A 24753-nucleotide genomic window follows, 5' to 3' on the forward strand; every position below is an offset into this window, starting at 1 on the left:
TTCATAAATTGAAAAACTAATAAGATTGAAAAATATTTGCTCATTTTCTTCATTAAAATAGTAGTAGACAAATCAAAAATTAGGAGAAAATTGTGAGCAATATTTTTTATTTACAAAATTCTGAAAAAATTAATGAATATGACCTTGAAATAATTCGGTTATTTTATGCTCCAATTGTTGGCCAAAATGCGATTTGTTTTTATCAACTTTTAGTAGATACAGTAAAAAATACTAAATTTATTAATGAAAAGCATGATTTTTCTAAATTATCTAAGATTTTACAATTAAATTTATCATTACTGTTAGTAGAAAGAGAAAAGCTTGAGGCAATAGGATTGATAAAAACTTACTTATCAACTGATAATATGATTATTTTAGACATTCAAAAACCATTAACTATTAATATGATTGCTAAAAATGATCTTATGTCTTCCATATTAATAGATAAGCTAGGCATGCAACTTTTTAAAGAATTAATTGAATCAAAAGCAAATTATGTTTTTGAACCCAATAAGAATGTTGAAATTTCTAAAAAGTTTTATGAAATTTATGATTTACCTAATACTAAAGAACAAAAAATAACATTTAACTTTAAGGTAAATAATATTTATGAAGCCTCAAAATCATTAAATTCAGAAAAGTTTATTGAATATTTAACTAACAATAAACCAACTACCTCTGAATTTATGATGATTAATAATCTAAAGAAATTGAAATTTTGTGATGCAGCAATTAATTTATTTATCAATTATTCAATGAAAATTAATAATTTGATTGTTGTTAAATACATTGAAAAAATTGCTAAAGATTATGCCAAAAGGCATATTACAAATGCTAACGAGATTGATGCAGAGCTTTCATTTGCACTAAGCTCAAAAATGAATACTCAAAAACAATTTTCAAATTTTATGGTTGCAAATAACAACCAAACTAATTTAAAATTTAATGATAAAGATGTTTTACAACTAAGTGGAGAAACTGATTGAGATTAATAAACAATATATAAGGAACTATTATGAGTGAAGATTTTAAAAAAATGGATGATGGATTTATAAAAAATGTTGGTAAAAAACCAAGATTTGATTTTGAAGAAGAAAAACAAAAAATTTTAAGTCATCCAAAAATTAAAGAAATTATTCTTAATTTGAAATTAGATTCTTCACAAATTAGTAAAGGAATGCATTTTTTGCAAAAGTATTACAACTATATTGTTGAAAAAAATGTAGAGCCCTCATGAAAATTAACTTTAAATGATGCTAATTTAATTGACATTGATCTTTCTAATGAAGAAAATTTTAAGAAACAAAAAATGTTTTCTAATTTTTGATTAACTAATATAACTCCGCTTGATGCTGATTTAGAACAATATTTTTTTTCAAACAAACCAAAACCTAGAAAAATATTACAAGATGCGACTATTGCAATGGCTGCATTCCCCAACGCCATAAGTGACACTATTGCTATTATTACTAACTTAAAAACTAACAAGGGTTTATTCTTAGTTGATGAAAATTTTGTAAATGCAAGAAAAATATTTAAGTATTTATTAACTCTCTTTGGCACAAAAAAGAACAAGAGTGTTGCTTTTATTGAAACTAACAATTTATATACATTTTATTACAATAATTCAAAAGATGTTGATCTAATAAATAGCATAAATGACTATCTTATGAATGTTGATTATTTATTTTTAGATAAGTTTGGAATTGGAACAAAACCTGAATGATTCTTAAATCACATTTTAACAATTTTAATATATCGCGAAGATAAACAAAAGCCAGTTTTTATGGCAAGTCCAGTTGACATTACAAACAAAAATGTTAGTCTTATGTTTAATATAAACACGCAAACCAAAAATGAAGGCTTAGAAAAACTTGAAAAGCTATTAAAAAATACGATTAATAGAACTATGATTAAATTTATTGCAAAAAGTAAGTAATTTGTAGATACTTTGATGGTTTATTTTAAAATATTTAAGAAATGGATGATTTAAGTTATAAAAAGACCCCAATTGAGAAAATTGTTTTATACGCATGTATATTTTTAACTATTACTTTTTTTATGAGCATTGTTCAAATCATTTTATCCTCTACGACCGGAAGTTCACTTATTTACTTAAATCAACCTAGAAGACCATCATATAAATATTTTGTAGGTTTTCCATTATGATTTATTCCAATAATGGCTTTTAGTTATACAATAACTTCATTAGTAAGAATTAAAACATTATCAAAAACAATGCCTTCAATTAAGAATTTATGAATAATGTGATTAACATTCTTTCTAATAGGTTGTGGTCTTGGCCTTACAACTTTTATCTTTTATCTATGAGCATACATAGCAAAAGCTAGAGTAGTTTTGAAATCGTTTATGATTATACTTTTCATTTTTTCTATCTTTATTGATCTTGCAGCTCTTGTAGTTGCATGAATAACCTATGCTAAAGTTAAAAATAGAGAAAAAGAAGGCATTGAAGAGTCTATGACTCCCCCGAATTCATCGCTAAATATTCCAAAATATTAGATTTGATGCATTCGCAAAAGATTTATTATTACCACAACTCAAAGAATCACATAACGATAATTGCAACTCAGTAATATATGTAATTATGATTTTTTCGTTTAAGTTTTAGCAAATCTTATATCAACGTGAATAATATGAAAAAAATTAAGTTGTTTAGGAACAATTAACACTAGTAACTACAACAAATTAATATATAAATTTGTATGGAATTTTCACCCATTTTTAATGACAATATAAATTCAATAATTGAGAATTTTAAATAAAAATATATTATAATAAATACGCAATCTGCCGTGTTGCCACCATAGCCAAACGGCCAAGGCATAGGTCTGCAACACCTTGATTACCGGTTCGAATCCGGTTGGTGGCTCCAAATGCGCCCGTAGCTCAATTGGACAGAGTGCTTGGTTACGGCCCAAGAGGTTGCGGGTTCGACTCCTGCCGGGCGCGCCATTACATTAAATTGACCGGTTATAAGTGTACTTCGAGTACATTTTTTTTAACCCTTATAGTTTGTTATAATATTCGTATAAAAAACAATTTAAAAAAAGGATAAAAAATGAAAAAATCACTTTCAATTTCATTAGCAACATTAGCTTCAATTGCAGCAGTTGCAACACCTTTGACAACTATTTCATGTGGTGTCAAATTAAACGAAAAGCAAAAAGAAGTTAAGAAACTTGCAAATGAATTTACAACCAAATTTGAAAAAATATATGCAGATGTTATTAAAAAAAATCCAGGTGCACAAGCTGGTTTAGATCAACTTAAAACTCAATTTAATAAAACAAATACCGATGAAGAAATCGCTAAATTAGATGAAAAACAATGTGATCTTTTAATTGCAAGTTTTAAGTCAGCAATTGATACTTTAGACAAATTATCACAATAAGAAATCGCTAATATTAAAAATTAAGCAAGCAGGTGTTATTAATAGCATCTGTTTTTTATTTTAGCAATTAAAGTTATAAAGTGCTAAAAGAGTGCTAAAATTGTATAAAGATTAAGGAATTTACATGAATAAAAATATTTCACTTGATGACATTAAATTAAATGACAAGCAAACTTCTATATTTAAATTAATTGTAGAAACTTATATTGAAACTGGCGAACCTGTTGGTTCTAAAAAACTAGTTGAAAAATGTAAATTAAATACAAGTTCAGCAACTATTAGAAATATAATGGCTTTGTTAGAAACATATAATTTATTAGAAAAGCCTCATATTTCCGGAGGTAGAGTTCCTTCAACTCTTGGCCTTCAATATTATGCAAAGTATTTAATTTATGATCCAAAAAAATATTTCAATCAAAAACTTGAAGATTTACTTGCAAAAAGGAGAATTAGAGTTGATGCAACATTAGATGAAGCAGCTTCTATTGTTAGTAAAATGGCCAATTTTACAGTAGTTGCAACAACAAATAATGCTTCTGAATTATTAAAAAGCATTCAACTAACACCCTTAAATGATATTAGCGCAATTGTTGTGCTTGTTACAAGCACAGGTCGTGTTGAAAGCAAAATGTTTAATTATGACAATAAAGAAATTCAACTTAATGACTTAAAAATTGCAATTAGGCTATTTAAAGAAAGATTAATTGATGTACCATTAATTGAACTTTCAGAAAAAGCAAATGCTTTAATGCCTCTTTTTGCACAACAAGTTAAAAATTATGAACTTGTGATGCAGCAATTTATTAAAAAAGTTTTTGTGTTTGAAGAAGAAACAAAAACAAAAACTTACAACAAAGGTGCAATCATTTTGTCTGAATCTATTAGCAGAGAAGATATTGCAAAAGTTTTAGAACTAATTGAAAAACATTCTGTGTGAGAAGCTATTGATAATTCACTTGATGAAGATAACAATCTTAAACTTGACTTGTCAAGACCAAATTTAAGTATAATTAGTAAAAAAATAGGTTATTCAAATGATGAAAATATCAAAGAAATTTCCGTTGTAGGCCCCGCAAATATTAATTACGAAGAATCATTTGAGGCAATTAATATGTTAGAAAAAATGATTAAGGAGAAAAAAAATGAAAATTAAAAAATTTGATTATGTAGAGTTTTTGATTACAGAATATAAAGGAAAGCAAATACAAAAAACATTTCCCAAAGAAGAAATTAAACTATATTTAGGTTATGACTTATTTGATGAAAAAGTGACAAATTTTTTAATTGGTCAAGAATTTTCATCAAATAAGGTTTTAGAATACATAGATCCAGAAGATAAAAAAAATCGCATTGAAATTAAACTTCTAAAACATAGCAAAACTCCTGAAAGATTTGTTAATTTAATCATTGAACTTAAATATCTAACTTCACAAATTCAAGATCGTGAAACTACGATTGCTAAATTAGAACAAAAACTAAATGAGGCTACTACTAAATATAATAAAATGGAGCAAGATTTTAAATCTCAAGTAGAGCTTATGCAAAATAAAGCCCAACAAACTATTAATGAACATACCAAAAAAAATGATAGTCATATGGCAACTATTATTAATGAAGAAAGAAAGTTTGCTCTCCAAAAATTTCTTGAAAATTTAATTAACCCATTAAATGTTTTTGAAACCGCTTTACGTGCTGCAGAAAATTCTCAAATTAAGGAAGTTGCAACTTATGCAAAGGGTTTTGAAATGTTATATAATCAAATTGAAGATGTTATATTTAATGTTGGTGTTTCAAAAATAATTCCTAAAATAGGTGATCCATTTGATCCAAACATTCACCAAATTTATGAAACAATTGAATCAGATCACCCAAAAGATAGCATTATTGAAATTAAAAATATAGGTTATAAATTATATGATCGTACAATTAGACCAGCACTTGTAGTAGTTGCTAAATAACTAATATTAACTTATATAAAGATATGGAAGAAATTCCATATTTTTTTATCTCTTAAAAAATTTTTAAAAAAATTAGCACTCTCAATGCGAAAGTGCTAAAATATATAAATATGTAAGAAATTTAAGCACAAAACTAGTGCTTTTAAGGAGATAAATATGGCAAAAGAAGTTATATTAGGAATAGACTTAGGTACAACAAACTCAGTTGTATCAATTATAGAAAATGGTATGCCTAAGGTTTTGGAAAACCCTAATGGTAAAAGAACTACCCCATCTGTAGTTGCATTCAAAAACGGTGAAACTATTGTTGGTGAAGTTGCTAAAAGACAACTTGAAACTAATCCAGATTGTGTTGCATCTATTAAGAGGTTGATGGGTACATCTAAAACTGTTCATGTTAATGGTAAAGACTATAAACCTGAAGAAATTTCAGCAATGATTTTAGCTTATATGAAAGAATATGCTGAAAAGAAAATTGGACATCCAGTTAAAAAAGCTGTTATTACAGTTCCTGCATATTTTGACAATGCACAACGTGAAGCAACAAAGAACGCTGGAACAATTGCTGGATTAGATGTTGTTAGAATTATTAATGAACCAACTGCTGCTGCATTAGCATTTGGAATTGATAAAAATAAAGATATTAATCACAAAATTTTAGTATTTGACTTAGGTGGTGGTACATTTGATGTTTCAATTTTGGAAGTTGAAGCTGGTACATATGATGTTTTAGCAACATCAGGTGACAATCACTTAGGTGGCGATGACTGAGATAATGTTGTTGTTCAATGAATGATTGAAAAAATTAGAAGTGAATATTCATATGATGTTACTTCAAATAAAATGGCAATGTCAAGATTAAAAGAAGAAGCAGAACGTGCAAAGATTACTTTGTCACAAAGTTTAGTTGCAAATATTAACATACCATTTTTAGCAATGAATGAAAAAGGTCCTATTAATGTTGAACTTGAACTAAAAAGATCAGAATTTGAAAAAATGACTGAAAGTTTACTAAATAGAATTAAAAAACCTGTAACTGACGCATTAGAAGCCGCTAAATTAAAAGCAAGTGATTTAAATGAAGTGTTGTTAGTTGGTGGCTCAACTAGAATGCCCGCTGTACAAGAACTTGTTGCTAATATGTTAGGCAAAAAACCTAATAACTCAATTAACCCTGATGAAGTTGTATCTGCTGGTGCTGCTATTCAAGGTGGTGTATTAGCTGGTGATATTCAAGATGTTTTATTATTAGATGTTACTCCATTAACATTAGGTATTGTTGTAGAAGGTGATATTGTTGCTCCTTTAATTCCAAGAAACACAACTATTCCTGTTACAAAAAGTCAAATCTTTTCAACAGCAATGGACAATCAACCTGCAGTTTCAATTGTTGTTACTCAAGGTGAACGTCAAATGGCAAATGACAATAAAATTTTAGGTCAATTTGAATTAAGCGGAATTGAACCTGCTCCTAGAGGTGTTCCTCAAATTGAAGTAAGTTTCTCAATTGACGTTAATGGTATTACAAAAGTAACTGCCAAGGATAAGAAAACTAACAAAGAACAAACAATTACTATTCAAAATACCTCAAATCTTTCAAAAGAAGAAGTTGAAAAAATGGTTAAGGAAGCTGAAGAAAATAGAGCTGCTGATGCTAAGAAACGTCATGAAGTTGAAATTATTGTTAAAGCTGAACAAATTACTAATCAATTAGAAAAAACTTTAAATAGTGAAGAAATTAAAAAAGCTGATCCTAAACAAAAAGAAGAATTAGAAAATACCCTAAAAGAAATTAAAGACTTAGTTGATAAAAAAGATTACGAAAATCTTGAAAAGAAATTAACTGAATTTGAACAAAAAATGGCTGCTGCTATGGATTATATGAAAAAACAAGGATTTGATCCTAATAAAAATCCAGATGATAATAATGACAAGCCAAATAACTAATTAAAACCTTTCAAAAGAGAATTAAAATAGCGAACTTAATATCGCTATTTTTTTTAGTTTAAAATTAGTTATTTTTTAGGATTAGATTTATGCAAGTTATTGTGATTATTTTTAGATTGATTTACCTGTTTTGAAACAAAAACATGGCCTAAAGTTTTCTTGGTATCATAAATTGAAATAAAAGCGTTATCATCTTCTGAACTTACAATATCGCAAACAGTAGAAGCATCAATATAAAAACAATTAGCAACCAAAATTGATTGTTCTTTTTTGCTATATCCGCCTTTAACTGTCGCAATACTCGTTGCAAATCTTTTGTCTTTTAAAGCATAGATTTTATCTTGAATTTCTTTAATTTTATTTGTATAAATTTCTAATTTAACCATTTTGTATTTTGGAAATAAAATATCAACAACAAAACTATTAATTAAGATCATTAAAAATGAACTTGCAAAATTAGGATTAAACAAAACTTCGGCAGCTCATGGTTTTACATTTCCAAGTTGATGACTTGGTAATTCATTCATTGTAATAGATGCTGGAATATATGTTCCAATAATATTTGCAAAAATTAAACTTGCAACGTGAAAAACCATATAAATGAATCCTAAATTTTTAAATTTTTCTCTAGCATATCAAACAACTAAAATATCAAATCCTGCAGTTGAAGAATTTAAAATTAACAATGCTGCTGCAATCGCGCCTTGAATAATAGCTCATAAAAATCCATATAAAACTACAGCAACATGTTTTGTGGCATCATTGTTATAAGATCAAAGTGCAGTTTGTACGATTTCATCAGATTGAGTTCAAATTTCATCATTTAAAGGTCTACTAAAAATATATCAATTATTACTTCCAGGAATTAATCCAAAAATAATCCCCGCTATTGTTGAAACTAACATAAATACAAAAGTTAGTAATGCAAAGTTTTTGTTAATTTTTTTAGCAGCAAAAATGAATAAAGGAATGTTGATAATAAAATTAATGGCTCAGAACAAAACAACAAAAGTAATTTTCGCTGCATTCTTATTTTTTGTAGCGTTTAAAACTAAAAAACCAGACAAACGACCAAAACCATGGCTTATCGCATCTACTCCAAATCCATAAAGTCCAGTATTTTGAACAAATAGCATGCCAAAAAATGAAAAAATTATTGCGATAATGATTGTTCATAAAATTTGTGTACGTAATTTTTTTACACGATGTAATGTTGAAAAATGTAAAAGATTTTCTTTCACTTTTATTCGGTTAATTTCATATTCGAGATTCTGATTCTCTTCTTTGTGATTATTTTCTTCCATATATAAATCATTTTACTTTTTTTGATTGCTAAAAATTAAAAAGATCTTATATTTAAGCAAATTTAGTTAATTTAGTATTTAACATTCCACTTTTGTTTCATTTCTAGATCATAAATTATTTGTCAATATAAAGAATTTTCACATTCAGGCAAGTATTCAATAATTTCATTTTTTTGCTTTTTTCATGGAAAATCTAAGCTTGAATTTTTAAGTCATTCTTCAAATATATTTATATTTGTGTTTTGTTGTCTTATCCAATTTTTATGAATTTTATGGGTTCCAAGTTTATATGAAAATTTAGGTAATTTGCTTTCACTTAGCTTCAAAAACATTAAAAATCATTCATATTCATTTCTAACATTTTGATATTGAGCATCAAGTTGGGAAATTTTTTAACTCAATTCATTAATTTTCTTAATGAAAATAGATTTTTGAAGGTTATGTTGTTTACTAACATGTTTAACTATTGCAGTACTTATACTGATAACAATTACAAAACAAAAATAAGCGCTAATTTAAGTAATCAAAATCTTTCTTTTGAAGATATTCTTCCAATCATTTTATTCCTTTTTATTTTTAGCTTCTTCATCAAGCATTAAATTATAAAGTGCTTGTCAATAGTAAAAACCAGTATATTTTGGATGTTTTTCAATCAAATTATTTTTTTGGGTTAATCAAGGCAATGCATTATCTGGTTTTTTGTATCATTCTTTAAACTCTTTTAAAACACTTTTGTGTTTATCAGTTCAATCCTCGTAAATTGCATATATATCAAAATGTGATTTGTATGCAGGTAATTTTGACTCAGTATGCTTAGCGAAAGTCATAAATCATCTATATTCTTCTTTAAGTTCTTGATATTTATTATCAAGCTTATTAATTACTTCTTCAAATTCCTTAAGTTGTTTAACTAATTTGTTTTTTTTATTTAAATAATATTGACAAGAAATTGAAACAAAAGCAGTTGCAAAGGCTGCAACACTTGTTAGACTTAAATATAAAAATCTTTTTCTTAGTTTCATTTCTTTAATTTTATCTATTTTTTAGATTGAATATTAAACTATTTATGATTTCTGTTTGATAATCTTTTACTATCTCGTTGTTTTTTATTTTATTATATGTGGCTACATAAGCAGCATTTAGTTTACTATTAAATTCAGAAATTCGATTATCAGCAATATCTTCTAATAGCTCATAATTTTTATCAGTTAGTATTTTTTTAAATAATTCATTTCCTAATTTTGTAAAGGAATTAAAATGATGTTCAATTTCATTAACATTTTGATTAATAGGAAAAACATAAGATGACATTCTTGAAACATGTTCAGTCGGAGTTTCAAAAGTAGTAGTATTTCCATTTAAAGTTAAAGGAAATTCATATTTAGTTTCACTTTCAGTTAATCATTTAACAAAAAGTTTTGTGCCTAAATCCTCTTTTTCATTAGCATGAATGCCAATAATCGATGAACCTCTTGAATAAATTACATTTTTTTCATCACTGCTTAAATATTTTGAAGGTGCTGGTAAGGCAAAAAGTTCGTCTTCATTTAATCACGTCTTATCTTTTTTAGGACTAGATTTTTCATGAAAATAAAACTCATATCCTGCACTTGAACTAATTGTCATAGCATATTTATGCATAACTTGATATATTGAAGTATATGTATCATCATTTTTTATTGTTAATGCACGTGATCTAATTGCAGTTTTTAAGTCATCAAAGATTTCGCTAGAATTTTTGCTAATTTTTTTATCTACTGTTCTAAAGTTTTCAAACGAAAGTCTTTCAACACCATTAATATTTTTGATTTGAGTATAAAAATCTTGTTTATTTGCATTTATAGAAGCATATGAAATTGTGTTAATAACAGAAGATATATCATTTATGCCAAGTGCATGTAAATTTAGTTTTTGGTCATTTGTATTTTCAAACATATTTTGAATAAGCTCACTAAATGATAATAGTTCCTTAAATGAAGAAAATGTGTGATATCCAATAGTTTCAATTTTGTAGTTGTTAGCAAGTTTATTAATATCGTTTTTAGGGCTTCCTCACAGAGTTTTAATAGTTTCTCTATCATTTAAACTAGCAGCTTTAATTTTATTTACAAATGTTTTAAAATCATTTTCTATTTGTATTCCATTTTTTTCTAAAATTTCAAAAATATAACCCATAATTGGACCATTAATTGTAAGTACATCCGTGCTTTTAAATAAAGGGATAGAAAAAATATTTTTCTGAGTGTTTCTGTTTAGTATTTTTGGTTGATATTTTTGTAAAATCTTATTATTTTTTAGAGAAAATTCAGGATTATCATCTCTAAAATTTAATAACATATCATAGGATGATAAAAGACTAGCAGCAGTGTTAGGCAAAGACACTAAATTATAAAAATTATTACTATTTTTAGATTCTAAGTCATTATGTAGTAAGTCCTGCCCTTGCATATAATTTTCACCAATTGATCTTAATTCAATGGGTACATAATTAGGCATGTTTGCCATAACTTCATTATATTTTTTAATAACATTTTCGATAGCTCTATAATGCAAATGGTCTTTTTCATATGTTGTTCCAAAAACAATTTTATTATCAAATACTTGGTCAAATCTTTTTTGCGAAATATTACAACTTATTACTATTTGAGATAATGGAAAAATAGAAAAAACACACATGAATCTTGCAATTTTAATGTTATGTAATTTTTTAGTTTTCTTTTCCTTACAAATTTTTATATTCATTCTTTAACCTAAATTCAATTTCTTTATATTCGTCTAAGTATAAAGGAATAGCAACATAATTTTCATACTTGTTTGTAATAAATTCAATATCTTCACCTAGTAATTTATCTCAAACTTCACAATTATTTTGTTGCATGTGAATATATGAAATACTATATTTGTCTGATGGATTTTTTTCAATATATCTTTTGAAGTTAAAATCATCTTTCAATTTATTTACTAATGTTGTAATTTTATTATTTTCATTTTCATTGTCTTCATTTTGATTAGTTTGACTTAATAAATACAAAGCATACAAATTAAAGACTATATATCTCTTATAATCTTCAAAATCTTCCATCTCATTTTTATTAAGTTTTAATTCCTTATTTTTTTTAAGTTTATTTTTAATAAAACCTACTAATAATAAGCATAAAAGTATCAAAATTACAACCAGTAAAATGATTCAAATCATTCACATTTTCTACCTAAACTTTCTATTAAAAGTGCATTTTCTAGAACCATAGATGTTCACTTTTTAATAAATTAATTATATAAAAATATATAATTTGATTGTTATGAAAAAAGCCACATTAATTTGTATTAAAAGAAATACGGATTTGAAAGGAAATTTTCATAATTTTTTTGTTTCGAAGTTTACCTTTTAATTTACTAAAAAATAAATAAAACTTAATTAAAAGTAGATAAACATTGACTAATTAAAAAAATTATTAAACAAATTGTGTGAAAAGAAATATTAAGGAGAAAAAACAAAAAAATGAATAAAAGTAAAATTTGAGGAATTGCTTCTTTATTTGCGGCAATGCCAGTTACTTCAATTGCACTATTGGCTTCTAGCTGCCCACCACGTATACCTAATCCAGGGACGGGAGAATTTGCTAATGATAAATATGCAAGTAGTAGATTTGATCAAACCAATGATGGAAAAATCAAACTAGGTGTTACTTTCACTAAAGACAAACCTCAATGAAATGCACTAGCAGGAGCTATTAAAAAATATAATGAAGTTATGAAAGATACTCCTGGATATATGCCAGTTGAATTGGTAAGTATTGGTACTGGTTATTCTGCAGGTACTCAACAAATTCAATCTTGAATAAATAGTAAGGCAAAAAATGAATTACCTAACTTAGTTGCATTATATAATCCAATTGCTGCAACACTTGCTAAAAATGGTATGCTTCTAAACTTTAGAGATAAAGATGAAAGCATTTCAATTAAAAAGGATTCTGTTTCAAATGTCTTTAATAGTGAAATAGAAAATGTTGTAAACGAAGGATTGTGATCAATTCCTGCAATGAAAAGCACTAATGCAGCAGGTATTAATGCACCAGTTTTAAGTTATATTTTAGAAAAAATGGTTGAAAAAGGAATGAAAATTGACTCTTCTTTTCAATCACAATATAACGATATTAAAGAAAAAGGTAAAAATGATAGAGCTAGAGTTCAAACACTATGGGGTAATTTAGTTGCAAATGCTGACCAATTAATTAAAGATAGTGGTATTAAAACCATTAGTGAATCTACATTTACAACTTTTAAAGACTTATTAGCTTTTGCTAAATTAGCTCAACAATTATTTGAAAATGCTGCAAAAACAAATCCTGATGTTCACTTCTTGGGAATTGATGATATTGCGGGAACTTTAAATACTGTTGCTTATTCTTCTATCAATGCAAAATCATCTGATTTTTATGCAACACTAGAAAATAGAGATGGAGATAGAGTTGTTTCTTACAACAATTTAAAATCAGGTGACAAAAATATTAGTAGACAAATGTCTGAAATTTACAATTCATTGAGAGATGCAATGGCTAAAAAATCTGTTGTATTAATGGGTGCTGGTGACTATACATCAAACTATGAAAAAACTCATAACTATGCAATGGGAATTGGATCAACTGCCGGCTATTCATATAACTTTGTTAAAGATGGCCAAACTACTTATAAATTGAACTTGACAAATGGTAATGATAGTTATAGCACAACTATGCATCAAAGAGATGTTAAATTTGACAGTGCAAAAAATGCTGTAACATTTGGTCCTTACAAAAATAAAGTTGTAAAAAGTACTGAAAATAAAGGCAAATATGACTGAAAATTAGAAAATCCAGAAGCTGATACCAAATGAGATGCTGAAATAGAAAAAATTAAATCAGACCCAACCAGTTATAGATTGTTATCATTGGATGTAACTAGCAACGCTGAAGATATTAGTACATTAGATTCAAAATTTAGTGATGTTGCTACTAAGGTTGGTAAGATTGCAACTGACGAAAAAGGCACAAAATTCGACAAAGTTCTTTATACAATTAAGTTAGATAATACTAAAGCAAAAGAAGAATCATTGGATAATAATAGCACATTGGGTGAAAGCGAATTCTTTACTTTGCAAGCACCAACAAAATATACTGTTGATAATAAAAAACATGTTACTTTTGGGCAAGGTCCTTCTTTAATTGGTATTCATGCTAATGATGCTGAAAATAAAGCAACAAAGATGTTTGTAAAATGACTTGTTGAAACTAAAACTAAATATGATTTTGCAAAATCTTATAACAACAAAGGAGTTGCATCAACTGCTACAGTTTCTGAAACTCCTGTAGAACATGTATCAAGAATTGCATCATATATTATTTTTCCTGTTTCAGGTTTTGAAAATAGTCCATTTAGTACACCTAACAAATATATGATGAAAGCATATGAAATGTTTAAGAAGGCAGCAACAGAATCTTCTAGATACACTATTTTTGAAGAACTAGCTGGTGAAAACTCAGACAAATTTAGAGATGCATTCAAATCAACTTTCCAAGCTATTTATAACAAACTTAAAAATGGATCAACTGTAGGCGATTTCCAAACAGAGGTTATAAATAGTTTAATTGCACAAAAAGTGCTTTAATTATGTTTAATTATTTAAGAAATAAAATAAATGTGCTAAAAGTAGCCATTTATTTTTAATGGAGCCAAACAAAAATGATAAAAAAGAAATTATTTTCCTTATTACTACCTCTAACAACATTATCTATACCTCTTAGTTTGATAGCATGTTCTAATAAAAATGATGGAACTGAATATCCTACATATTTTAAAGACACACCTAAAACAACTATTAATAAAATTAAAAATATTTTTTTAGAGCATTTTAAGAATACTAAATTTAATGTTGAATTTTTAGACAAAACAAAAACAAAAGAAAAAAATTGAGATTTCAATGTAAATGATTTAGAAAAATATGCTTTTACAAGTGAAAAATATAGATTTGAACTTGATGGTGTGACATTTAAGCGAAGCGTTATTCAAGATCAAAGAACAGTTCCTTATAATCCAAATGTTACCATTTTAGATTCAAGCAAAGATCTTTCTCAAAATACAAAATTTAAAGATGAAAGAGTATATACATTTAAAGTTTATAAAATACTTTCAAATGGCCAAAAAAAACTTTACTTGGATCTTATTAAAGAAGAAAATCTATTAACTTTAAGTGAACCGATTGATATAACTTTACCAACATTAGATGATTTAAACACCACTCCTAATGCATCAACATATAAACCAATATATGCTGATTGGACAAAAACTGGTTTTGTTGAAGGAACTATAACAGGATGAGCTGATGGAGATACACCTTATTTGAATGTAGATAAGGTTTCTAAAACCTATTTTGAAAATAAAGCTAAATGAATTGAAGCAATTAAAAAAGGTGGAGGGAAGGTTAATACTAAAATTAGATGTTTTGGAATAGACACCCCCGAAAAGAATGTTGGTGGTTCTGATGCACCAATGTTTGAAAATTCATTAGCAAAAAAATCAACTTCATTTAGTCAGACTCTAATCCCTAATGGGACTAGAGTTAGGGTTATTACACAAGGAAAAGAATCATATAATCGTTTGGTTGGTACAATATTTTATGGAGATAAATTTCAATATTCACATTCCGCTGAAATTGTAAGGAATGGATATACACTACCATCGGATCAGGACTCAAATTTTATACCTCATACTGAAACATACTATACTTTTCTAGCAATTGCAAATGCCTTAAAAGAAGCTAAAGAAAACAAAAATGGATTTTTCAAAGTATTTCCTTCTGAAAGATCTATTTCAAGCTATATTTATTTAACAAGGCCAATTGTAAATGCCTGAAAATCATTTGTTGAACCAGGTCCTGGCGACAATTGAGAAAATAGAATTCAAGAATATAAGAATAAGTTATATCCTAACGAAAATGAAAATAAAGATGAACTATCTCCAAAATGAAATAGTAATGAAATTTATGAAAATTTATAAAAAAAGAAAGTAGGAAACAAATGTTTTGAGAGCGAATTAAAAATTGATCAAAAAATCATTTCACAAAATTTAATGAGCAAGACAAAGTTGAATATGAACGCATTGCTAATGAGATGAATGAGGACTATTGGAATAGAAAAGTTTTACCTGCTATAAAACTGAAAAACATTTTTATAGATTTTGGTGAAACTTTAGCAGTTGATGATGTTAGTTTTGAAATTCCCGAAGGTAAATTAGTTACTTTATTAGGTCCTTCGGGTTCTGGCAAAACAACAACTTTAAATGCAATTTCTGGTCTTTTAACAGTTACTAGTGGTAATGTCTATTTTTATGGTAAAGATGTAACTAAGTTATCACCTCAACAAAGAAAATTAGGTTTTGTTTTCCAAAACTATGCTTTATATCCTCATATGAGTGTTTATGACAACATAGCATTTCCTCTAAAAAACGATATTAAATGGCAAGAAAAAGCCATTAGTAAAAGGCTTAATGCAACTAATAACATAAACTATATGTATTTACAAAAAGCAGGTGCAACTAAAGAACAAATTAGAGTTCTTAAAAACAAATGAATTATTTACAATAAAATTCAATGAGAAGTTGAAACTAGATTTTCAAATTATTTAAATACTTTAAAAGAAGATTTAGAAAAAGCAGAAACTGTTTATAAAATGGCAAAAGTGCATTATGAAGCTGAAATAGCTTCTATTTCTAAAATTATTTTAAAAGAATTAAATGCTACAAAAAATCATTTAAAGGACAAACTTGCTGCTGCTAAATTAGATTATGCATTAAGGCTAAAAGTTAATTTTACAAAAGTAGATCCAAATACAAAAATTTCAGATGCTTATGCAAAATTAAAGGCAAATAATTTTGAAGCTTTAAAACATCAAGACATTAAAAAACTTGATACATGCAAATTAGGTTTAGAAAAAACAACTGAAGCATATGATTTACTTACAAGAGAAGATAGAACTGATTTTTCATATACTGAATTAGTAAAATGTGAAAAATTGGAATGCAAACTTAAGAAGATGCAATTATATTACAAATATTTCATCAATATTTTAACCATCAAAGAAAAATACACAAAAGAAATTGCTACTGCAAAGAATGCATATAAGCTAGAAAAAGCTAAATTTATCAACAAATTCAAAGATAATGATACATTAAAGAGATTAAAAAGAAATGTTTCTGTATTATCAACTTATGCTTACAAAGAATTTAAACAATTAGAACAAGAACTTTTCACACAATTTAATATCCCTGAACTAATTAAAAAAGATAAAGAAACTAAATGTGTTGATTTTTCTGATGAAGAACGTAAACAAATTTTGGAATATAGTAAAAACATTATTTCTCTTAAAAAAGCAATTCATAATGAAGTCTTAGAAGTTGCAAATAAAGTTGAAATTTTGCCAATTTTACAAAAGAAACCAACAAGATTATCAGGCGGTCAACAACAACGTGTGGCCATAGCCCGTGCTATTGTTAAAAAACCTAAAATTTTGCTAATGGATGAACCATTATCGAATCTTGATGCCAAATTAAGAATTTCAACTCGCCAATGAATTAGAGAAATTCAAAAATCATTGGGTATTACTACTGTTTTTGTTACTCACGATCAAGAAGAAGCTATGTCAATAAGTGACATAGTTGTTTGTATGTCAACTGCAAAAGTTCAACAAATCGGATCTCCATTAGAACTTTATCAAAAACCTGCAAATCAATTTGTTGCACGTTTTTTAGGTATGCCTGAAATGGGACTTTTACCTGCAACTTATAAGAACAATACTTTAACGGTTTTTGGGCAAAAATTTGCCAATGTAGTTTTAGAAAAGAAAAATGTAGTTGACTTAAATGTTGGAGTGAGAGCTGAAGATTTTATTATCAAAACAAGTTCACAAAAACATAATTTTTCTGGAGATATTATTGCAGTAGAAAATTTCGGAAAAGAAAGTAAGTTAATAGTTTCATTAAACAATGATATTAAACTAAATTTTTTAGTAGATAACAAATATTCATTTAGAAATGGTGAAAAAATATACTTCGATTTGCCAATAGATAGATTACACATTTTTGATGCATTAACTGAAAAAAGGATTGAATATGAACTTTAAAAATAGTTTTTGATCAAGAATTGCAACGAAATTTCCATGACTTACAAAGTTTGCAATTAAAAAGCAATCAGAAAGTAAAGTTGATGGTCTTTCAGAATCTATCGTTGATAAAAGAACACCAGCTTGAAAACCACTGTCTTTATTATTACCAACCTTAATAATAATTGCGATGTTTACAATTTTTCCATTAATTTTAAACATTAAAAATGCATTTTGAGTAAAAACTACTGAAATTACCCAAAATGGTCAAGTGTCAATCACTAGGTTTTCATTTCAAAACTTTAGTGATTTATTAGAACAACCAATGTTTGCTGTTGCTGTTCGTAACTCATTAATGTACGGGCTAATAGTCTTGCCATTTGTTATGGCAATATCATTAACAATTTCTTCACTAATAGCAACTTTATATCGCAAAGTAGCTAAAGGATTTTGACAAACAATATTCTTCTTACCTTATGTTACAAATGCTGTTGCTATCTCACTTGCATTTATTCAAATATTTAGCCCAAATGGTATGTTCAACTCAATATTTGGATTTAATACAGCATGATTAGAAAAAGGTGAAGAAACATCAATGGCACCTTTATTGCCTATGATTATTCAAGGTATTTGACAAGGATTAGCGTTTAATATTTTGATTTTTACAACAGCAATGTTATCTGTTGATAAAAACCTTTACAAATCAGCATCAATTGATGGCGTTGGACCTATAAAACAATTCTTTACCATTACATTACCATCAATTAAATCAACTACAACATTCTTAATTACTATGGGAATTATTGGTGGAATTAAAGTGTTCCCATTAGCATTATTTAATAACAAACCTGATGATGCAATTAAAAATGGTGCTGCATCATTAATGTTATTAGTATATCGTGCAACACAAAGTGGAGATTATCCAGCAGCTGGTGCCGCGGCAATTACCTTATTTATTATTGGAATTATCTTTTCAACAATTATCCGTGGTGGTTTTTCAACAATAATGAAAGCATCTTATAACTTAGGAGAAAGTAATGTTTGGAATAAAATTAAAGATTCAGAAGTGATTATCGAATATCAAGCTAAGAAAAAACAAAGAGCGTACAGCTAATCAAGTTCGTGACACTTCATTTTTCAAAGCTTTCATAACATTATTTGCAAAAATATTGTTGCTTTCATTTTTTGGTTTAATTATTTTATTACCATTCTTCTTCATGATTTTTGTTGCAATGATGCCAGATATTCAATCTGATGCATTAAAGCAAAACTTTTCATTTTTTCCAAAATCATGACACCCAGAAAATTTTGCTGAAGCAATTAGGTCAAGTAAAAGTTCATATTGAGTTGCATTAGGTTTAACTTTAGCCAATGTCTTATTCTCAATTGTTTTAAAAATCTTTATTACAATGTTTGCAGGTTATGCTTTTTCACTTAAAAATTGAAGAGGAAAAAACATTGTTTGAGCGTTATTTATTTCACTTTTAATCTTGCCTGAAGTTGCATTATTATCAGGACAATATTACTTAGTTGTTAGATTTAATGAATGAATGCCAGGTATTAAAGATAACTTCTTTGGAATGGTATTTTTAGTTGCTATTCCATTCGTTGCTTCAATTTTCAATGCATTGATGTTTAGAAATGCATTTGAAGCAATTCCTGGAAGAATTAAAGAAGTTGCAATGGTTGACGGTGCAGTTGGCTGGAGATATTTATTTAAAATTGCAATTCCTATGGTAGTACCTACTATCTTAACAGTTGTAATTTTGACTGCTTTAGCTTCATGAAACTCATATTTATGACCATCGTTAATTTCTGGTGGAGAAGTTAAATATAAGATTATGTCAGTTTGACTATTTGAAGTTGGACGAAAAATTATTGGTACTGAAGAAAGAGTTCAATCAAATATTAAAATGGCCGGTTCTATTATTGCTATTTTGCCTATGTTCATATTCTACTTTATCTTTAGAAAGAAGATTATGGGTTCTATTTCTCGTCAAGGTAGCACAATTAAAGGATAGGAGTGTAGATGAAAAAACTTAATTTAAAATCAAAAATTATTATTTGAGTATTCTTATTACTTCTTGCACTTAGTTTGTTAATAGTATGTTCGATTATTATTTCAAATAGTCAATATATTATTAAATTAAACAATTATGTAAAATTAGAACCTACTATTTTTGTAAAGGCAAAAGCTGAAATTGCACTTTCTATTGGGCTTATATTCTTTTCATTAATTATTATTGGAATGGGATCGTACATTGTTTATGCAGGCATTAAAAGTTGAAATTATAGGGCAACAATATAAAGGAGAAAAATATGATTAAAAAACATTTTATTAAATTACTTATTCCTTTCTCGCTTGTAGCCTCTAGCCCTATTGCAATGATAGCTTGCAATATTACATTAGACCCTTCCATTAAAGAAATAGAAAAACATTTAAAGAACCATAAATTTAGAACAATAGAAAAATTTATCAAAGATAAAAATCAAAATCCAGCAATTGAGGATCAAATTAGAAACTCACAACTAGCTGATTTTATTGCATATAGAGTTAAATTTGGATTTTATCCAACAAATTTATCTAATGATTTAATTAAAGAAAGTTTAAATGCATCAAAAGACTATTCAAAACCTTTAACAAACAATGAACTTAGGGACTTATTTGACTATTATTTTAAAAACACTTCGTTAGGTTACACTTTTTATAAAGGAAACTTACTTCAATTCGAAAACAACGAATTTAAAAATTTAAAAACTTATGCTAGTGAAACTACATTACCTAAAATTGATAAATATTATTTCAATGAATTTCAAAAAATTCAAAATACTAATTTTCATAAAGCATATACAGAATTAATTTATAAGTTTTTAAAATTTAATGTTAATTTCAAAAACACCTCTATCGATGCAGGGACTGGCTATGTCGAATCTGTTTATGCATTTCCATTATTAGGTCCTTTAAGAAATGTTGACAAAGACTTGTCAGTTACTCCTTCTAAAAAAGAACTTAAGCAAATTACAAAGCACTCATTATTCAAAAGTCCAATTATAAATAATGATGCATTGGTTAATGAATATATTAAAGACCCTGAAGCTTTCTTAAATAAATATAAAAATCTTTTAACTACGAAAGACTATTTATTAAAAGAACTTAAATTTCCTAACAATAATTCAACAAAAGAGTTAATTGAATCAATTGATGAAATTAAAGATCAAATTATTGATGAAGGTCATGGGGCAACTGACGAAGCTATTTTTCAAGCATTTACCGCAATGTTAGAATATATTGGTTACAAAGATTTACAACTTGTGGCTGCTTATGACAATGTTGCTAAAAAAATGGTTTATTATTTAGAAAAGAAAATTGGTGGCAAATGATATATCTTTGATTTACAAAAGGATTTTAACCAAATCAAAGATAATCTTAACAATTGAGCCAACTACAACTTAGAACCCTTAGAACAAAAACCTTCAAATTGAATTTTTGAATTTAAAAATCAAGATAACACAGAAATTACACAGACTGATGTTGAAGACAAAATTTTATTAAAAGAAAAAAAATATCCACGTGGTGATTATGCTAATGTGACTCATTTGCTAAAAGAAATGAATCGCATTAAAAACGTGAATTAATTTTGAATGAGCACATTGCTCATTTTTAATTATTTACGGTCTTTTAAATAACAATAAAGTATAATTTAATAACTTAAAAATATGAGATTTTAATTTAATTTAAGGAGAATAATAATTATGACTAAAGCTAAAGTTGCAATTAATGGTTTTGGAAGAATTGGCCGTTTAATTTTTAGACAAATTTTTAATGATAAAGATTTAGAAGTTGTTGCAATTAATGACTTAACTGATGCTAAAACATTAGCACATTTATTAAAATATGATACAGCACATGGAATTATGCAAAATAACATTTCTTATGATGAAACATCAATTATAGTTGATGGTAAAAAATTTCCTATTTTTGCAGAAAAAGATCCATCACTTTTACCTTGAAAAAAATTAGGAGTTGATATTGTTATTGAAGGAACAGGCAGATATGTTACTTTAGAAGGTTCTTCAAAACATTTAGAAGCAGGAGCTAAAAAAGTTTTAATTACAGCACCGGCAAAAGGTGGGGATGTTAAAATAGTTGTTTATTCAGTTAACGAAAATATTTTAACAAAAGAAGACAAGGTTGTTTCTGCAGCATCATGTACAACCAACTGTCTTGCACCAATTATGAATGTATTAGAAAATGAATTTGGTGTCGTTAAAGGATTTATGACAACAGTTCACTCATATACAGCGGATCAAAGACTTCAAGATGCACCTCATACTGACTTAAGAAGAGCAAGAGCTGCTGCACAAAATATGATTCCAACATCAACAGGTGCCGCTAAAGCGATTGGAAAAGTTATTCCAACACTAACAGGAAAAATGAATGGAATTGCTTTGCGTGTTCCAACAATTACAGGATCAATTGTTGATGTAACTGTTGAACTTAAAAAATCACCTTCAATTGAAGAAATTAATAATGCAATTAAAAAACATGCATCGCCTTCATTATGCTACACTGAAGAAGAAATTGTATCTTCTGACATTATTGGTGCAACAGCGGGCTCAATTTTTGATGCTAAACTAACTTCGATGATTGAAGTTGACAACAAAAAGCTTTATAAAGTTTATGCTTGATATGACAATGAAAGTTCATTTGTAAATCAATATATTAGAACTTTGAAACATATGGCTAAACTATAAAAATTCAATCAAAACATTTTACAAAAATAGTAAAATTTTAAATGTCTAGAACAAATTAGACGTAGTAATGTTAGAGAATAAAGAGTATAAAAACATCATATATTTATATATATGAAGTAGAAAAAATATTTATACATTCTTGCAATAGCAACTAGTTTTGTTATTGCATTTTTTATTCTTTTTTTAAATAAATTTATTAATTAAAGTCTGTTGAAGGGAATATACAAATGAAAAAAAGAAGTTTTTTAATGGTTGGTGCTAGCTTTTTAACGATTGCTGCAACAGCTGCAACTGTTGTTTCTTGTGGAAGGTTAACAAAAGAACAAGTTGACAAGCAAACAACTGTTGAACTTACAAATAAAGATGAAATCTTTAAACCTACTGTTGATAATATTAAATCAAGGTTGAAAATTACAGCTTCTCCAAAAAACTGAGAAGTAACAATTGAAAAAGTTGAATATGAATCTGGAGTTGCTAAAGTAACATTAAAAGCAACAGATAAAAAAGTAACTTATACACTTGTAAAACAAATAAGTTTAAATTCAGTTTATGACAAATTTTTAGAAATCACAATTAAAAATAAAACTGCAGAAGTTGTTAAACCTGAAAATTACAAAGACTATTTTACCGATGATTTTACTTTTGATAGTATTACTACTCAAAGCACAGATGCTAATTATCAATATGAATTAGATGAATTTAATACAAATACTGAAAAAGGTGAATTAGTATTGTCAATTATTTTAAAAGATAAAGATGGCAATGAAATTGCTAAATTCCAAAAAACTATTTCAGGATTTAAATCAAAATTACCAGAAGATGAAAATGATGCTAATATTACCATTAAAAATTTAGCTGCAAATCAATACATCACAAAAAATGCTGGTGATATTAAAGAAGAAGATATTCAATTTAATAGTAAATCAGACAAATATAAATATGAAATTGTTGGTATTGAAGCTAATGATGCAGAAGGTAAATTAACCATCAACTACAAACAATATGAAAAGGGTGGTCTTTTTATAGCTCAACATCAAAAGGTATTAGAAGGTTTTGCAAAAATTACTGCTGCTGATTTAACTGACCCAGAAGAACGTTTTGAATCTGGAAATCCTCAAGAATTTATTGATAAAGCTGATTATGGTAACTACCAAGCATCAGATATTATTAAGAAAAATTATCAAATAAAAAGTAAATCAGGCAAATATCAATACATGGTTGTTAACACACCTGTTGCAGATGATTTAGATGGTACTGTAACATTTAAATTGAAATGAGCAATTAGAAATGGTGTATATAGCAATAACACTATCGACTATGTAGTATCAGGATTTAAACACCAAGTATTTCCATTTGCTTACAAAATTATTGATCCAAAAGATAGTTCAAAAGAAGTTAAACCAGAAGATTATGGTAAATACTATGCAAATGAATTTAGCACTGGCAAGATAAAAGCAGAAAATCAAACAAACACAGAAAATTACTACTACAAAATTGATCGTGTTAATATTGATCCTATGAGAGGGCAAATTACATTAGATGTTAATTTATATAAAAATGATGATTGACATAAAATTAAATCTTTCAAAACAGTAATTGCTGGATTTAAAAAATTATTACCTGTTAATAAAGATGACCTTGATTTATCAATTAAAGATTTAGCAAAAGAACAATACAACACTAAACATGCAAGTGATGTTAAAAAAGAAGATCTTTTGTTAAATAGCAAGAGTTCTAGCTACAAATATTCTGTTGTATCAGTTCAAGCAGATGATAGCAAAGGTACACTTACCGCATATGTTGATCAATTAATGCTTGATGGTAAAAAGATAGTTAATTTCTTAATTAAAGTTGAAGGATTTAAGAAAATTACTGAAGCTGATAAAACTGACCCTAAATTAGTTATTGAAGGTTTAGATGAATCTCAATATGGAACAGTTACTGCTGAAGAAGCAAATGCAAAAGTATGAAGATTACAAAGTAAATCTAATAAATTTGATTATCGTGAAAAACTATTTGGTGACCCCGAAAGAGTAGTTGATAAAGCAAATGGTACAATTACTTTTAAACTATACTGAAAAGTTAAAGGTGCTATAAGTTGATCAACTGAACCATTTGAATGAACAATCTCAGGATTTAAAAAAGCTTAATTAAATCAAATTTTAGAATGTGGGAGCAAACTCCTACATTTTTATACTTCGCAATGATAAAATAAAAGTATAGGTAGTTAAAAAACTATCTAT

At 27.1% G+C, this 24753-nt stretch carries 21 protein-coding genes and 2 tRNA genes; 18 read left to right on the plus strand and 5 right to left on the minus strand.

All coding sequences use genetic code 4. The features are described 5' to 3' along the window. Nucleotides 1-92 precede the first annotated feature (92 nt). The 9 genes from EXC60_RS06805 to dnaK all read left to right on the plus strand — a co-directional run bounded on the left by EXC60_RS06805 (nucleotide 93) and on the right by dnaK (nucleotide 7320). The gene (locus tag EXC60_RS06805; RefSeq protein WP_024543822.1) at nucleotides 93-992 is read left to right on the plus strand and encodes a DnaD domain protein; all 900 of its coding nucleotides are present in this window, start codon (nucleotides 93-95) and stop codon (nucleotides 990-992) included. Between the two features lie 23 nt (nucleotides 993-1015). After that, nucleotides 1016-1939, plus strand: a complete 924-nt coding sequence (locus EXC60_RS06810; protein WP_024543823.1) for a hypothetical protein — start codon at nucleotides 1016-1018, stop codon at nucleotides 1937-1939. Between the two features lie 41 nt (nucleotides 1940-1980). Further along, a complete protein-coding gene (locus EXC60_RS06815) occupies nucleotides 1981-2523 on the plus strand; it encodes a hypothetical protein (protein ID WP_024543824.1) in 543 nt (180 codons plus the stop codon). Nucleotides 2524-2821: 298 nt separating this feature from the next. Further along, nucleotides 2822-2896 (plus strand) — tRNA-Cys (locus tag EXC60_RS02720). Between the two features lie 3 nt (nucleotides 2897-2899). Next, nucleotides 2900-2976: transfer RNA gene (locus tag EXC60_RS02725), tRNA-Arg, on the plus strand. Between the two features lie 106 nt (nucleotides 2977-3082). Then, a complete protein-coding gene (locus EXC60_RS02730; RefSeq protein ID WP_129619924.1) occupies nucleotides 3083-3415 on the plus strand; it encodes a hypothetical protein in 333 nt (110 codons plus the stop codon). 124 nt (nucleotides 3416-3539) lie between these two features. After that, nucleotides 3540-4568: a heat-inducible transcriptional repressor HrcA gene (hrcA, locus tag EXC60_RS02735; RefSeq protein ID WP_029670526.1), complete on the plus strand. Its 1029-nt coding sequence runs from the start codon at nucleotides 3540-3542 to the stop codon at nucleotides 4566-4568. Continuing rightward, nucleotides 4558-5373 carry a nucleotide exchange factor GrpE gene (locus EXC60_RS02740; RefSeq protein WP_024543827.1) on the plus strand — a complete coding sequence of 272 codons (816 nt, stop codon included), beginning with the start codon at nucleotides 4558-4560 and terminating at the stop codon, nucleotides 5371-5373. The genes hrcA and EXC60_RS02740 overlap by 11 nt, the downstream gene beginning before the upstream one ends. Nucleotides 5374-5529: 156 nt before the next feature. Next, the gene (dnaK, locus tag EXC60_RS02745) at nucleotides 5530-7320 is read left to right on the plus strand and encodes a molecular chaperone DnaK (protein ID WP_024543828.1); all 1791 of its coding nucleotides are present in this window, start codon (nucleotides 5530-5532) and stop codon (nucleotides 7318-7320) included. Nucleotides 7321-7388: 68 nt separating this feature from the next. On the opposite strand, the gene EXC60_RS02750 is transcribed toward dnaK, so the two are convergent. The 5 genes from EXC60_RS02750 to EXC60_RS02770 form a co-directional block, all read right to left on the minus strand. Continuing rightward, entirely contained in the window at nucleotides 7389-8624 is a 1236-nt protein-coding gene (locus EXC60_RS02750) for a DUF2179 domain-containing protein (RefSeq protein WP_024543829.1), read from the minus strand. Nucleotides 8625-8695: 71 nt separating this feature from the next. Next, nucleotides 8696-8956, minus strand: coding sequence for a hypothetical protein (locus EXC60_RS06820; RefSeq protein WP_024543830.1), 261 nt, complete (start codon nucleotides 8954-8956; stop codon nucleotides 8696-8698). 228 nt (nucleotides 8957-9184) lie between these two features. Further along, nucleotides 9185-9646: a hypothetical protein gene (locus EXC60_RS06825; protein WP_024543831.1), complete on the minus strand. Its 462-nt coding sequence runs from the start codon at nucleotides 9644-9646 to the stop codon at nucleotides 9185-9187. 10 nt (nucleotides 9647-9656) lie between these two features. Then, nucleotides 9657-11366, minus strand: coding sequence for a P68 family surface lipoprotein (locus EXC60_RS02765; RefSeq protein ID WP_024543832.1), 1710 nt, complete (start codon nucleotides 11364-11366; stop codon nucleotides 9657-9659). Further along, nucleotides 11347-11820, minus strand: a complete 474-nt coding sequence (locus EXC60_RS02770) for a hypothetical protein (RefSeq protein ID WP_024543833.1) — start codon at nucleotides 11818-11820, stop codon at nucleotides 11347-11349. The genes EXC60_RS02765 and EXC60_RS02770 overlap by 20 nt, the downstream gene beginning before the upstream one ends. A 303-nt stretch (nucleotides 11821-12123) precedes the next feature. Between EXC60_RS02770 and EXC60_RS02775 the strand changes: the two genes are divergently transcribed. The 9 genes from EXC60_RS02775 to EXC60_RS06855 all read left to right on the plus strand — a co-directional run bounded on the left by EXC60_RS02775 (nucleotide 12124) and on the right by EXC60_RS06855 (nucleotide 24660). After that, nucleotides 12124-14268, plus strand: coding sequence for a P68 family surface lipoprotein (locus EXC60_RS02775; RefSeq protein WP_129619926.1), 2145 nt, complete (start codon nucleotides 12124-12126; stop codon nucleotides 14266-14268). Between the two features lie 74 nt (nucleotides 14269-14342). Beyond that, nucleotides 14343-15656, plus strand: coding sequence for a thermonuclease family protein (locus tag EXC60_RS06830; protein WP_024543835.1), 1314 nt, complete (start codon nucleotides 14343-14345; stop codon nucleotides 15654-15656). Nucleotides 15657-15676: 20 nt separating this feature from the next. Further along, on the plus strand, nucleotides 15677-17776 hold the full coding sequence (locus tag EXC60_RS07035; protein WP_024543836.1) for an ATP-binding cassette domain-containing protein: 2100 nt from the start codon (nucleotides 15677-15679) through the stop codon (nucleotides 17774-17776). After that, a complete protein-coding gene (locus tag EXC60_RS06845) occupies nucleotides 17766-18869 on the plus strand; it encodes a carbohydrate ABC transporter permease (RefSeq protein ID WP_024543837.1) in 1104 nt (367 codons plus the stop codon). Before EXC60_RS07035 ends, EXC60_RS06845 begins: the two co-directional genes overlap by 11 nt. Next, nucleotides 18793-19776: a carbohydrate ABC transporter permease gene (locus EXC60_RS06850; RefSeq protein WP_024543838.1), complete on the plus strand. Its 984-nt coding sequence runs from the start codon at nucleotides 18793-18795 to the stop codon at nucleotides 19774-19776. Before EXC60_RS06845 ends, EXC60_RS06850 begins: the two co-directional genes overlap by 77 nt. An 8-nt stretch (nucleotides 19777-19784) precedes the next feature. Then, on the plus strand, nucleotides 19785-20063 hold the full coding sequence (locus tag EXC60_RS02800) for a hypothetical protein (protein ID WP_024543839.1): 279 nt from the start codon (nucleotides 19785-19787) through the stop codon (nucleotides 20061-20063). An 11-nt stretch (nucleotides 20064-20074) separates the two neighbouring features. Continuing rightward, nucleotides 20075-21391 carry a hypothetical protein gene (locus tag EXC60_RS02805; protein WP_024543840.1) on the plus strand — a complete coding sequence of 439 codons (1317 nt, stop codon included), beginning with the start codon at nucleotides 20075-20077 and terminating at the stop codon, nucleotides 21389-21391. Nucleotides 21392-21505: 114 nt separating this feature from the next. After that, nucleotides 21506-22510 (plus strand): type I glyceraldehyde-3-phosphate dehydrogenase, encoded by a 1005-nt coding sequence (gene gap / locus EXC60_RS02810; RefSeq protein ID WP_342590529.1) that lies wholly within the window; start codon nucleotides 21506-21508, stop codon nucleotides 22508-22510. Nucleotides 22511-22737: 227 nt separating this feature from the next. Further along, nucleotides 22738-24660, plus strand: a complete 1923-nt coding sequence (locus EXC60_RS06855) for a hypothetical protein (protein ID WP_024543842.1) — start codon at nucleotides 22738-22740, stop codon at nucleotides 24658-24660. Nucleotides 24661-24753 lie beyond the last annotated feature (93 nt).

It is taken from the genome of Metamycoplasma salivarium, assembly GCF_900660445.2.
In the GTDB taxonomy this organism is placed as follows: Bacteria; Bacillota_I; Bacilli_A; order Mycoplasmatales; family Metamycoplasmataceae; genus Metamycoplasma; species Metamycoplasma salivarium.